At 62.4% G+C, this 12323-nt stretch carries 10 protein-coding genes; 4 read left to right on the forward strand and 6 right to left on the reverse strand.

Annotated elements, in window-relative coordinates:
- Positions 1 to 24: 24 nt before the first annotated feature.
- Complete coding sequence (locus ABTW55_RS22970) at positions 25 to 1206, reverse strand: MalY/PatB family protein (RefSeq protein ID WP_047567666.1); 1182 nt, start codon at positions 1204 to 1206, stop codon at positions 25 to 27.
- Complete coding sequence (malX, locus tag ABTW55_RS22975; protein WP_060420882.1) at positions 1199 to 2818, reverse strand: maltose/glucose-specific PTS transporter subunit IIBC; 1620 nt, start codon at positions 2816 to 2818, stop codon at positions 1199 to 1201. Before malX ends, ABTW55_RS22970 begins: the two co-directional genes overlap by 8 nt.
- A 223-nt stretch (positions 2819 to 3041) precedes the next feature.
- On the opposite strand from malX, the gene ABTW55_RS22980 reads away from it, so the two are divergent.
- The gene (locus tag ABTW55_RS22980; protein WP_041034948.1) at positions 3042 to 4073 is read left to right on the forward strand and encodes a Mal regulon transcriptional regulator MalI; all 1032 of its coding nucleotides are present in this window, start codon (positions 3042 to 3044) and stop codon (positions 4071 to 4073) included.
- Here ABTW55_RS22980 and ABTW55_RS22985 read toward each other — a convergent pair.
- Positions 4070 to 4951 carry a LysR family transcriptional regulator gene (locus ABTW55_RS22985; RefSeq protein ID WP_060435947.1) on the reverse strand — a complete coding sequence of 294 codons (882 nt, stop codon included), beginning with the start codon at positions 4949 to 4951 and terminating at the stop codon, positions 4070 to 4072. The two genes, ABTW55_RS22980 and ABTW55_RS22985, sit on opposite strands and share 4 nt — an antisense overlap.
- A gap of 206 nt (positions 4952 to 5157) precedes the next feature.
- On the opposite strand from ABTW55_RS22985, the gene blaSRT reads away from it, so the two are divergent.
- A complete protein-coding gene (gene blaSRT, locus ABTW55_RS22990; protein ID WP_047567658.1) occupies positions 5158 to 6294 on the forward strand; it encodes an SRT/SST family class C beta-lactamase in 1137 nt (378 codons plus the stop codon).
- 26 nt (positions 6295 to 6320) lie between these two features.
- Here the strand turns inward: blaSRT and ABTW55_RS22995 are convergent, their stop codons facing one another.
- Complete coding sequence (locus ABTW55_RS22995; protein WP_060420884.1) at positions 6321 to 7229, reverse strand: LysR family transcriptional regulator; 909 nt, start codon at positions 7227 to 7229, stop codon at positions 6321 to 6323.
- Positions 7230 to 7331: 102 nt separating this feature from the next.
- Between ABTW55_RS22995 and ABTW55_RS23000 the strand changes: the two genes are divergently transcribed.
- Positions 7332 to 8495, forward strand: coding sequence for a serine hydrolase (locus ABTW55_RS23000; protein ID WP_060422297.1), 1164 nt, complete (start codon positions 7332 to 7334; stop codon positions 8493 to 8495).
- 45 nt (positions 8496 to 8540) lie between these two features.
- On the opposite strand, the gene ABTW55_RS23005 is transcribed toward ABTW55_RS23000, so the two are convergent.
- A complete protein-coding gene (locus tag ABTW55_RS23005) occupies positions 8541 to 10073 on the reverse strand; it encodes a YdgA family protein (protein ID WP_033638429.1) in 1533 nt (510 codons plus the stop codon).
- A 140-nt stretch (positions 10074 to 10213) separates the two neighbouring features.
- Positions 10214 to 11392, reverse strand: coding sequence for a mannose-6-phosphate isomerase (gene manA / locus ABTW55_RS23010; protein ID WP_060420887.1), 1179 nt, complete (start codon positions 11390 to 11392; stop codon positions 10214 to 10216).
- 476 nt (positions 11393 to 11868) lie between these two features.
- Here manA and ABTW55_RS23015 point away from each other — a divergent pair, with 476 nt between their 5' ends.
- Positions 11869 to 12201, forward strand: a complete 333-nt coding sequence (locus ABTW55_RS23015) for a hypothetical protein (protein ID WP_060420890.1) — start codon at positions 11869 to 11871, stop codon at positions 12199 to 12201.
- The last annotated feature ends 122 nt before the right edge of the window (positions 12202 to 12323 follow it).

Raw genomic sequence — 12323 nt, forward strand, 5'->3', positions numbered from 1 at the left:
CGGGCAGAGGCTCGCCCCCTCGCGCTATTGCTCGTCCAGCACCAACCTCAATCCGGCGATCAGCTTGTCCATGCCGGCCTCCAGCTTGCTGCGCGGGCAGCCGACGTTGAGGCGCAGGAAACCGCGGCCTTCCTCGCCGTAGGTAAAGCCCGGCATGATCGCCACCTTTTCGCGCTCGATCAGCACCTGCTGCAGCGCCCGATCGTCTACGGCCAGCGGCCGCAGATCGATCCAGGCCAGGTAGGTGGCCTGCGGCGGGCGCCAGCCCAGCGCCGGAAACGCCTGCTCCAGCCGCTCGGCGACGTAGGTCAGATTATCCTGCAGGTAGTCGCGCAGGGCGTCCAGCCAGGGTTCGCCGTGGCGATAGGCGGCCACGTGCGCGGCCACCGCCAGCACCGCCGGCGAAGAGAGGCCGTCGCGGGCTTTAAGCTGCTGGAAGTAGGCTTCGCGGCTGGCGGCGTCGCTGATGAAGCCGTAGGCGCCGGTCAGCGCCGGAATGTTGAAACTCTTGGAACCTGAGGTCAGCAGGGCCCAGGCGCCGCTCGCCACCTGGCTCCACGGCGTATGGCGGTGTTCCCCCCACACCATGTCCATATGGATCTCGTCGCTGATGACGCGCACGTCGTGGCGTTCACACAGTTCGGCCATCTGCTGCAGCTCGTCGCGGCGCCACACTTTACCGGTGGGGTTATGCGGGCTGCACAGCAGCAGGATCTTGGTCTGCGGCCGCGCCAGCAACGCCTCAAGGTGCGCCATGTCGCAGCGCCAGTCGTCGCCGGCTTTTTGCAGCGGGCAGGCCAACAGCTGGCGCTGGTTGGCGAGGATCACCTTGTAGAAAGCGTCGTAGGCCGGGGTATGGGTCACCACGTAATCGCCCGGCACCGACCACTGGCGGATCAGCTGCGCCGCCATGTAGATAACGGAAGGGCCGTACACCGCCGTCGCGGTGTCGATGCCGACGTTGAAACGTTGCTGATACCAGTGGCGCAGCGCGCCGAGAAAATCCTCGTGCTGCCAGCGGCTGTAGCCCAGCACGCCGTGCTGCAGGCGCTGCTGCAATGCGTCGAGAATGCACGGCGCGGTGGCGAAATCCATATCGGAGATGGTGAACGGCAGCAGGTCGTCGCTGCCGAAACGATCGGCGATATAGTCCCACTGGGTGCACCAGGTGCCGTGGCGGTCGATCGGGGTGGAGAAATCAAACATGGGTGGCTCCCTGCAGGGCCGCGGCAGGTTGCGCCGTGGCTATCAGTGAGTCTAATTCATCCTTCACCGATTGCACCTGCGGGCCGATCACCACCTGCAGATTATGGTCGTTGAGATGCACCACGCCGATGGCGCGGTTGGCCTTCAGCGCCGCGTCGTCCACCCGGCTCATGTCGTTGACCGACAGGCGCAGGCGGGTGATGCAGTTGTCCAGCGTGATGATGTTATTCGGGCCGCCGAGCGCCGCCAAAATCGCCGGCACGTTGTAGCCGGATTTGCCCACCGCGCCGCTCGGCGCGCTTTGGCTGCCGGCACCGTCGCTCTCGCGGCCCGGCGTTTTGATGTTAAAGCGCTGGATGGCGAAGCGGAAAATGGCGTAATAGCCGACGAACCAGACGGCGGCCACCACCGGCACCAGATACCACTTGGTGGCGGTGCCGTGCAGAATGCCGAACACCACGAAGTCGATGATATTGCCGTCGGTATTGCCGATGGTCACGCCCAGCAGCGCCATCACGGTAAAGCCCAGCCCGGTGAGCAGCGCGTGGATCAGGTAGAGGAACGGCGCGACGAACAGGAACAGGAACTCGATCGGCTCGGTGGTGCCGCCGACCACGCAGGCCACCACGCCGGAAATCAACAGCCCTTTGATTTTATGACGGTTCTCCGGTTTGGCGCAGTGGTACATCGCCAGCGCCGCGCCCGGCAGGCCGCCGAGGAACGCCGGCATTTTACCCTGTGACAGGAAGCGGGTGGCGCTTTCGGCGAAGCCGGTGGTGGTTGGGCAGGAAAGCTGCGCCTGGAAGATGGTCAGGGCGCCGCTGACGCTGTGGCCGCACACTTCCATGGTGCCGCCCGCCTCGGTAAAGCGGATCAGCGCCACCAGAATGTGCTGCAGGCCGAACGGCAGCAGCAGGCGTTCGCCGGTGCCGAACAGCATCGGGCCAAAGGCGCCGGCGCTGTTGATCACCCAACCCAGCCCGGTGATGCCGGCGGCGAACCACGGCCAGATCAGCGGGATCACCAGGCCGCACAGGCCCAGCACCACGGTGGTGACGATCGGCACGAAGCGCGTGCCGCCGAAGAACGCCAGCGCGTCCGGCAGGCGGATAGTGTGGAAGCGTTCATGCAGGCGATAGACGATGATGCCGACGATCACCGCGCCGAGGATGCCGGTATCGATCGACTGAATGCCGAGGATGTTCTGGATATTGTTGGCTTTCAGCACCAGCGGATCGCCGGTGGGCAGCACGCCGGCGGCGGTCAGGTAGAAGTTGGTGCCCAGATTCAGCACGGCGAAGCCGACGAAGCCGGAGAAGGCGGCGACGCCCTTGTTCTCGCGCGCCATACCCAGCGGAATGGCGATGGCGAACATCACCGGCAGGAAGCTGAAGGCGAAGGAGCCTACCTTGCTCATCCAGGTAAAGATCAGCTGGAAGATCGGGTGGCCGATAAACGGCATCAGGGTGATCACGTCGCGGCTGCTCAGCGAGCTGCCGATCCCCAGCATGATGCCGCAGAAAGAGAGCAAGGCGACGGGCAACATGAAGGTTTTGCCCAAGCTCTGGAAGAACTCCCAGAGGGTGATTTTTGGTTTGTTGGCTGCTGACATAACCGACTTCTCCTGGCGAAAAGACGAGCAAAAAGAGGACTGCAGATTAGGTAAAAAGAAGATAAAACGTTTTACCTAGCAAAAATGCGCCGCCAATCACAAATCTGCCGCCCGGTTTTTAGCGACAATGCGGCTGGCAGTAAAACGTTTTACTGAGATAACGGATTCGGTATACCCTTGATCATTACGGCGCGGGTTGCCCAGGAACGGGTTCGCAGAGACTATGAGCATCAAAAAGATCACCATCACCGATGTGGCGCAACAGGCGGGCGTGTCGGTCACCACGGTTTCCCTGGTGTTGAGCGGCAAGGGGCGCATTTCGCCGACCACCGTCGAGAAGGTCAATCAGGCGATAGAGCAGCTGGGCTATGTGCGCAATCGCCAGGCGGCGACGCTGCGCGGCGGGGAGTCCGGGGTGATCGGCCTTATTCTGCGCGACATCTGCGAACCCTTCTATGCCGAAATGACCGCCGGGCTGAGCGAAGCGCTGGAGGCGCACGACAAGCTGCTGTTTTTGACGCAGAGCGGGCGCGACGGCCAGGGCTTGCAGCGGGCGTTTGACGCGCTGCTGGCGCAGGGCGTCGACGGCATCGTGCTGGCGGGCGGCATTCGCGCGGCGGCGGGCCTGAAGGAGAAGGCGGCCGAGCAGGGCGTGCCGCTGGTCTGCGTGGCGCGCTCCAGCGGTCTCGACGGCGTGGACGTGGTGCGGCCGGACAACATGCAGGCCGCCAAGCTGGCCACCGAATTTCTGATCTCGCGGGGCCACAGCCAAATCGCCTACCTCGGCGGGCAGAGCGACTCGTTGACGCGCGCCGAGCGGCTGGGCGGCTTTTGCGCCACGCTGGTGCAGTACGGCCTGCCGTTTCGCAGCGAATGGATCGTCGAGTGCGATTGCCGGCAGCGCCAGGCGGCGGAAGCGGCGGAGCAACTGCTGCGCCACTACCCGAACATTACCGCCATCGTCTGCCACAAGGCGTCGGTGGCGCTCGGCGCCTATTTTGGCCTGGCGCGCAGCGGCCGCAGCATCGGTTCGGACGGGGTCGACGCCTACTACGGGCGGCAGGTGGCGCTGATCGGCTTTGGCGACGTGCCGGAGGCCGAACTGACCGAGCCGCCGCTGACCTTCGTCTCCAGTTCGGCGCGGGAAGTGGGGCGCAGCGCCGCCGCGCGCCTGCTGCAGCGCATCGGTGACGCCGAGCTGCCGGCACAGAACGTCATTCTGCCGCCGACGCTGATCCGGCGCGGCTCCGCCTAGCCCTGCTGCTGTTCCTCCTCCGCCTCACGGCGGATCCAGCCGATAAAGGTTTTCATCGCCGGCGTCAGATCTCGCGATTTCAAATGGGTCAGCCAATAGGCGCCGAGCGCGGCCTCGGCGGCGAACGGCCGCTGCAGCGCGCCGGCGGCCAGTTCGCGGCGGAACATGCTGACCGGCGCCAGCGCCACGCCATCGCACTGGATCGCGCCTTCCACCATCAGCCTTGACGAGTCGAACACCGGGCCGTTGATCCGCCACGGCGTCACCTGTGCCGCCGCGAACCAGTGCTCCCACTCGTCCTTGCGGTAGGTGCGCATCAGCTGCTCGTGCTGCAGATCCTGCGGCGTGCGCAGGCGCGCGGCGACCGCCGGCGGGCAGAGCACCGTCAGCGGCGCGTCGAACAGCTTGATATTGCAGGTGGCGGGCCAGAGGCCTTCGCCGAAGCGGATGGCGAAATCCATGCCGTCGGCCGACAGATTGACCAGGTTGTTGTGGGTGAGCACCCGCAGATCGATAAACGGGTGCGCCGTGCGGAATGCCGCCAGCCGCGGCATCAGCCAGCCGACGGCGAAGGTGCCGACCACCGCCACCGTCAGCACCTCGTGGAAATGCCCGCCTTCGAACTGCTGCAGCACCGCTTCGATGCGGTCGAAGGCGTCGCTCAATACCGGCAGCAGCGCCTGGCCCTCTTCGGTCAGATCCAGCCCGCGCGGCAGGCGGCGGAACAGCTGAATGCCCAGCTGTTCTTCCAGCATGCGCACCTGCTGGCTGACGGCGGCCTGGGTGACGCGCAGCTCCAGACCGGCGCGGGTGAAGTTCAGGTGGCGAGCGGAGGATTCGAACGCCCGCAGGGCGTTGAGGGGAAGTCGATTGCGCATTGTCGATAGCCATAAGTTTTTCTTTATGCTGGCTGAAATTATTATCGCTTGTCAACCCGGCGGCAAAATCCGATATTTGGCGCGGCTGCTGTGAGCGTCGCCGCAGCCGTAAAGGAATGACATCATCAATCAGGGAAAGCGCCGTGCATAACGCCAATAAAAACTTTTGGCCGCGGCTGATACCCTGCAACCTAAGAGCTTCTATCATGACGAAAATGAACCGCCTGGCGGCAGCGCTGATCGCCGCACTGATCTTGCCGACCGCTCAGGCCGCGCAGCAGCAGGATATCGACGCCGTTATTCAGCCGCTGATGAAAAAATATGGCGTACCGGGCATGGCGATCGCCGTGTCGGTCGACGGCAAACAGCAGATTTACCCATATGGCGTCGCCTCGAAGCAGACCGGCAAACCGATCACCGAGGAGACGCTGTTCGAAGTGGGCTCGCTGAGCAAAACCTTCACCGCGACGCTGGCGGTCTATGCGCAGCAGCAGGGCAAGCTGTCGTTCAACGATCCGGCCAGCCGCTACCTGCCCGAGCTGCGCGGCAGCGCCTTCGACGGCGTCAGCCTGCTGAATCTGGCGACGCATACCTCCGGCCTGCCGCTGTTCGTGCCGGACGACGTCACCAACAACGCCCAACTGATGGCCTACTACCGGGCCTGGCAGCCGAAACACCCGGCGGGCAGCTACCGCGTCTATTCCAACCTCGGCATCGGCATGCTGGGCATGATCGCCGCCAAGAGCCTCGACCAGCCGTTTATCCAGGCGATGGAACAGGGGATGCTGCCGGCGCTGGGCATGAGCCACACCTACGTTCAGGTGCCGGCGGCGCAGATGGCTAACTATGCGCAGGGTTACAGCAAGGACGATAAGCCGGTGCGGGTCAATCCCGGCCCGCTGGACGCCGAATCTTACGGCATCAAATCCAACGCTCGCGATCTGATTCGCTATCTGGACGCCAACCTGCAGCAGGTGAAGGTGGCGCAGCCGTGGCGCGACGCGCTGGCCGCGACGCACGTCGGTTATTACAAGGCGGGCGCGTTCACGCAGGATCTGATGTGGGAGAACTACCCGTATCCGGTGAAACTGTCGCGTTTGATTGAAGGCAACAACGCAGGGATGATCATGAACGGCACGCCGGCCACCGCCATCACGCCGCCGCAGCCGGAATTGCGCGCCGGCTGGTATAACAAAACCGGCTCCACCGGCGGCTTCTCCACCTACGCGGTATTTATCCCGGCGAAAAATATCGCCGTGGTGATGCTGGCCAACAAGTGGTTCCCGAACGACGATCGCGTCGAGGCGGCTTACCACATCGTCCAGGCGCTGGAGAAGCGCTGACGGCCAGGGGCGCCGACGAGGCGCCCCTACCAGCGATGCTGCCGTTCACGTTGCTCGCGCATGAAATCGATAAAGGCGCGCAGCTTGAGCGGCAGATGCCGGCCGGCGGGAAAGTAGATGAAAAACCCCGACGCTTCGCTGGCGTAATCCGGCAGCACTTCCACCAGTTGCCCCTGCGCCAGCTCCTGCAACACTGTGCCCTGAAAACGCTGTGCGATACCCAGGCCCGCCAACGCCGCATCCTTGATCAGCCGATCTTCGTTAAAAATCAAACTGCCGCTGACGTCCAGCGCGCGTTCATCGTCGCCCAGGCTGAAATACCAGGGTTCCAGTTTGCCGCTGCCGGGGAAGCGGTAGCGCAGGCAGTGGTGAACGGGCAGATCGTCCGGCGTGGCCGGTACGCCGCAGCGCGCCAGATAGTCGGGCGAGGCGACCAGCACCCGGCGCTGGCCGTTGTCGATCGGCACGGCGATCATGTCCTTTTGCAGCATGGCATGCATGCGAATGCCGGCATCGAAACTGCCCAGCACCAGATCGGAAAAGCGGTCTTCGGTAAACAGTTCCAGCTGCACCTCGGGATAGCGCCGTTGAAATTCCGCCAGATGCGGCATTACCAGCAGCGAAGCGGCCAGCTGCGGCAGCGTAATGCGCAGCAGGCCCGCCGGCTGCGCGCCCAGAGCGCGCACGTCGTCCGCCGCCACGTCGATCTGGCTCATCGCCGGCGATACCTTCTGATAGAACAACCGGCCCTCGTCACTGAGGCGCACCGAGCGGCTGGTGCGGTGAAATAACCGCACTCCCAGCTGATTCTCCAGCGCCTGAATGTTTTGCGACACCGCTGGCGGCGTGACGCCGAGCTGGCTGGCCGCGCGGGTAAAGTTGCCCAGGCGCGCGACGGCTTCGAAATAGGGCAACAGCTGCAGGAGTGAACTCATCTATCAATAACCTGTGCTTAATGATTCATTAAATTATGCCTTATTTTAATTTATGACGAAGGTTTTAGACTGATTTTACTTTCCATCAGAGAGATGAAAATCATGTCGGCAGAACAACGGGCGTTAACAGAACGGATCGCGGCGATCGATCAACAGGCGATGGCCGAAGGGCGCATCGTGGGCAGCGTGGTGCTGGTGGCGCGGCGGGGCGAGATTTGCTACGCCGGGGCGGCTGGCTATGCCGATCGCGAAGCGCGGCGGCCGATGCGGCGAGGAACGCAGTTCCGGCTGTCGTCGGTCTCCAAACCCTATACCACGCTGGCGGCGCTGCGCCTGATAGAGCAGGGCAAGCTGAGCCTGGATGACGCGGTCAGCGACTGGCTGCCGTGGTTCACTCCGGCGTTGGCGGACGGCCGGCGCCCGGCGATCAAGATTCGTCATTTGCTGAGCCACACCGCCGGGCTGGACTATCGGCTGAACCAGCCGCCGGCGGGCGTTTATCATCAGCTGGGGATCCAGGACGGCGTGGAGCTGTCGACGCTGACGCTGGAGCAAAACCTGCGGCTGTTGGCACAGGCACCGTTGCTGTCGGCGCCGGGGGAGCGCTTCAATTATTCGCTGGCGATCGACGTGCTTGGCGCGGTGCTGGAACGGGTGACGGGCATGCCGCTGCCGCAGCTGTTTGTCGAATGGGTGGCGCGGCCGCTGGGGCTCGGCAATACCGCGTTTTATGCGGCGGACGCCGCGAATCTGGCGACACCGTATTACAACACGCCGCAAGGGCCGCAGCGCATGCATGAAGGCCTGCGGCTGGCGCTGCCGGAGGAGATGGCGGGGGGCGAGGTACTGTTTTCACCCGCGCGGGCGCTTAACGCCGGGGCCTATCCTTCCGGCGGTGCGGGCATGGTCGGCGATGCCGACGATGTGCTGCGGCTGGTGGAGGCGCTGCGCAGCGGCGGGCAGGGCATGTTGCGGCCGGACACGGTGGCGTTGCTGCGCAGCCCGCACGTGGGGGCGCAGGCGCAAACGCAAGGGCCGGGCTGGGGATTCGGTTTCGGCGGGGCGCTGCTGGTGGACACAGATGCCGCGCAGACGCCGCAGCATGCCGGCACGCTGACCTGGGGCGGCGTTTACGGCCACAGCTGGTTCTTTGATCCACAGGCGCAGCTGAGCGTGGTGATACTGACCAACACCGCGTTTGAAGGCATGTGCGGCCGCTATCCGCAGCAGATCCGCGATGCGGTTTACGCCGCGAAAATGGGGTAAATAAAAAGGGCCCCGCAGGGGGCCCTTGATCAGGCTGTCAGGCGATTACTGCGCCGGTGCCGGAGCGGGTTCCGCTTCCTGCGCCGGTTCAGCGTCTTCCGCCGGGGCGCCCAGCATGGCGAACTGGCCGATGAACTCTTGCAGCGACATCTTGTTGCCGTTGAGGTCAACCTGGTTGTCGGCATAGTGGAACTTGCTCGCGATCACGCCGTCTTTCTGGGTGGTCAGCTTGAACATCTGGCCCATGGCCGCCAGGCCCTGCACTTGCTGCTGCGCCAGTTTCTGCGCGTCTTCCGCATTGTAACCCTGCAACAGCGCGGTTTTCGCGGTCACTTCGGTGGCCATCGCTTCCGGAATGGTCAGGTTGATATCCAGCTTTTTAACCGCCTGCGCGATCAGCTGATCCGGCGATTGCGCCGGGGAGGCGGCTTTGCTCGGATCGGTCAGCGCCAGATCCAGCGTGAAGGTGCTCTCGCCCTTGCTGTTTTTCCAGCTCAGCGGCGCGATGCTGAGGCTCGGGTTGCCTTTCAGCAGCAGCGGCAGGTTCTTTTGCAACAGCTCGGCGTTTTGCTGCTCATACACGGCCGGATCCAGGTTCTCGCCCTGTTGCAGCAGCGCCATGGTCTGGCGGTTGTAGCTGTCGGCGAAGTCTTTCAGCGCCTTGCCGTCGACGTTGTCGATTTTCAGCGCCAGCTTGCCGGCGCCGAAATCGTTGCCCTGCACCTTGAGCGCGTCCATGGTGTAGTCGATCTGGCCGCCGATGTTGCTGCTGCCTTGCTCGCCGAACTTGCTCACCAGGTTGAAACCGTCCAACGCCACGGTATCTTTACCGTCGATCGTCAGTTTGAACTGCTTCAGCGTCATCGTCTGATCGCCGAGCTTCACGCCGAACTTGCTCTCGTTGCTGTTGCCCTTCAGGTTGAAGCCCTGGAAGGTGATCTGCTCGTTTTGACCGAATTCGTTCGGGCTGGCGAACACGATATTGTCGCTATTGGCGTCCAGCACGAATTTTTTCAGATCGCTGGACACATCGGCGTTAATGGTGGCGCCGCTGAATTTCAGCGAAGACTTATCCTTCTGGTAGTCCAGCGGGATGATGTCGATGGCGGACGAGGTGTCCCCGCTGTAAGAGATGCGCGAATCGGCGGTAAACAGCGATTTGCCTTTGGTGGTGTCAAACAGGCCTTTCACCGCCGGGGTATTTTCCAGCTCGGTATGCACCGACGCCATGCTCGGCAGCAGATTGAATTTTTTCAGCTGGGCGAAGGGGAACGGGCCGTGATCGATGGTTTCCAGGAACGCCACTTCTTCGCCGGCTTTCAGCGCCGCGTCTTCACTGGTATCCGTGCCGTCGGAACGCAGCACATAACGCACTTTACTGCTGAACAGGCCGCGCTGGTAATTTTCATAGCTCAGCTTAACCCCGGCTTTCGGCAGGTAAGCTTTCAGCTGGCCGTTGGCGTTGTCGACGACTTCGCCCATGTGCTGCTCGATCAGTTTCCCGGTGTACCAGGATGCCCCGGTCCATGCTGCGCCAAGAACCACAATGACGCTGACAGCGACTAACGATTTTTTCATAGCTCTGTTTCATCCTTTTTTCTTATCACCCTCCGTTGCGCGGGAGGGGCAAATAGGGGCCGAAAATAAACGCCCGCAGGCGTTTAATTGTGGGGGTAGCTCTCGCTTTCAGCAAGCAATTTGCTGAAATTTATCAACGGTTAGGCCAGCTGGTTATAAACCCTGGCGATGCGGCCGCTGCCGCTGACGTTGACCGGGGATTCGAAAGCCCCGATAAAGCAGGATTCGCCCGGTTTGAGCGTCAGGCGTTGCCCGGATTTTTCCAGCGTCGCTTCGCCGGTGACGCAGAACACGATGGCGGCGCTTTGCTGCGCCAGCGCCTGCGGGGCGGTGGTCAAATCGTGCAGCGAGAAGGCGAAATCCTCCACCGGAATCGGGAAGAACAGCTCGTTGCCGCGCGGCTCCGGCTGGGTCAGCAGGCCGGAAGCCGGCTGCGGGCGGAACTGCAGATTGGCCAGCAGCTCGGGCACGTCGATGAATTTCGGCGTCAGGCCCGCGCGCAACACGTTGTCCGAGTTGGCCATCACCTCCAGCGCCACGCCTTTCAGGTAGGCGTGCGGCGTTTCGGCATACAGGAACATTGCTTCGCCCGGCGCGAGCTGCACCACGTTCAGCAGCAGCGGTGAGAACAGGCCGCTGTCGTCCGGATAGAAGCCGGCGATAAAGCGTACGGTGTCCCAGGGTTCCCCCTGCTGGTTGTTGAGCGCGGCTTTCAATACACCGAGCGCCAGCGACTTTTGCTCGCCGCTCATCGTCAGCAGGCTGGCGAACAGGGTTGCGAGATGCGCGGTGTCCGGCTGTTGCAGGAAGGCGGCGATGTCGTGGTGTGCGCCGGCGATCGGTTGCAGCAGGGAAACGATATCGGCCAGTTCGCGAAAGCCGTTCATCGCCAGGAACGGCGTGAGGGCGAACACCAGCTCGGGCTTGTGGTTGGGATCTTTATAGTTGCGTTCGGCGGCGCTCAGGGGGATGCCGGCGGCATTCTCTTTCGCGAAGCCGATTTCGGCCGCCGCTTTGCTCGGGTGGACCTGGATCGACAGTGGCTGATCGGCGCAGAGTACTTTAAACAGGAATGGCAACTCGCCAAAGCGGCTGGCGACGTTGGTGCCCAGCTGTTTTGGCTGGTCTTCATCGATAAGAAAGCGCAGCGAACGCAGCTCGCCGTCGGCGCCCGGCACGCGGGAAGGGCTCTTGGGATGGGCGCCCATCCACAGTTCGGCCATCGGCTGATTATCAGGGTTGGCGATGCCGTAAAGACGGGTCAGCGCATCGTGGCTGCCCCAGGCGTAATTCTGTACCGCGTTGGTCATTTTTTGCATGTCGATAAACGTCCTTAGCGTCATTGCCGTACCGGATGGCAATAACTTACTGATTTTATACGGTTAGTTAAATCTGTGCCGACAACCATCATACGCCCGCGTCGGCAGGAAAAATCATGGGCGCGATCAAAACAACGCCGAATAACGTCGCGCCCGGCAACGGGGCCAAAGTATAGCGTGATAACGATCGGCGCCTCAATTGGCGCGCAGGCCTCAAGGCGGCCCGGAAAACCCGCCGTTCGATTATTTTTTGAACCGGCAGGATTATTGCCGTTAGTCCGCTCATCCTGCCGCATTATTTATTATTCAGCATGTCAAAATATGACTGCTGAATTTATTTTTTACCGTCTGAGCCATTCCCTTATTATTATTTTCACGCTGCGCCGGGCGATCACACGCCGAGCTTAAACCTGCGCGTCAGACCCCTTTACCGTAACGGCTAACGAGTCGATTTAACAAAACCAGAGGTCTGTTGCATGAAAAAGCTGTTGTTGCTGTTGGGGCTTTGCGCCGGCGCAGCCCAGGCGGCGGTGATCGTCACCTATCCCTACGCGGCGCCGCGCGCCGTGGCGATCGTGCCGGCGCCGATCGTCGTTGCACCCGCGCCGGTCGCGGTTCCCGCCGCGATCGTGCCCGTGGCGCACCCGTTGGCGCTCACCGCCGACGCGGTGGCGACCGGGGCGTATCGGCATCATGAACGGCAGGACGCCTACGACGAGATCAATCATCTGCAGCAACAACGTATCGATGAGCTCAATCATTTACAGGCGCAGCGCATCAATAATTTTAATTCGCGTCATCCGCGTTAATGATTAGCCACACTTTTATTCTCCTGGCTCATTCCCGGCCGTTTATTTCGCCGCGGGTTAACCGATGGAAAATAACCGCGTCGTTAATGGGTAAAAAAGATGAAACGTGCTGTGAGATAACT

The sequence above is a fragment of the Serratia sp. SM04 genome (assembly GCF_040280225.1).
Classification (GTDB): Bacteria; Pseudomonadota; Gammaproteobacteria; order Enterobacterales; family Enterobacteriaceae; genus Serratia; species Serratia sarumanii.

What these genes read in the sequence shown, in the direction of transcription:
- ABTW55_RS22980 (WP_041034948.1), top strand. Translation starts at nt 3,042, where the DNA reads ATGAGCATCAAAAAGATCACCATCACCGATGTGGCGCAACAGGCGGGC.
- ABTW55_RS22995 (WP_060420884.1), bottom strand. Translation starts at nt 7,229, where the DNA reads ATGAGTTCACTCCTGCAGCTGTTGCCCTATTTCGAAGCCGTCGCGCGC.
- blaSRT (WP_047567658.1), top strand. Translation starts at nt 5,158, where the DNA reads ATGACGAAAATGAACCGCCTGGCGGCAGCGCTGATCGCCGCACTGATC.
- ABTW55_RS23000 (WP_060422297.1), top strand. Translation starts at nt 7,332, where the DNA reads ATGTCGGCAGAACAACGGGCGTTAACAGAACGGATCGCGGCGATCGAT.
- ABTW55_RS23015 (WP_060420890.1), top strand. Translation starts at nt 11,869, where the DNA reads ATGAAAAAGCTGTTGTTGCTGTTGGGGCTTTGCGCCGGCGCAGCCCAG.
- ABTW55_RS23005 (WP_033638429.1), bottom strand. Translation starts at nt 10,073, where the DNA reads ATGAAAAAATCGTTAGTCGCTGTCAGCGTCATTGTGGTTCTTGGCGCA.
- manA (WP_060420887.1), bottom strand. Translation starts at nt 11,392, where the DNA reads ATGCAAAAAATGACCAACGCGGTACAGAATTACGCCTGGGGCAGCCAC.
- ABTW55_RS22985 (WP_060435947.1), bottom strand. Translation starts at nt 4,951, where the DNA reads ATGCGCAATCGACTTCCCCTCAACGCCCTGCGGGCGTTCGAATCCTCC.
- malX (WP_060420882.1), bottom strand. Translation starts at nt 2,818, where the DNA reads ATGTCAGCAGCCAACAAACCAAAAATCACCCTCTGGGAGTTCTTCCAG.
- ABTW55_RS22970 (WP_047567666.1), bottom strand. Translation starts at nt 1,206, where the DNA reads ATGTTTGATTTCTCCACCCCGATCGACCGCCACGGCACCTGGTGCACC.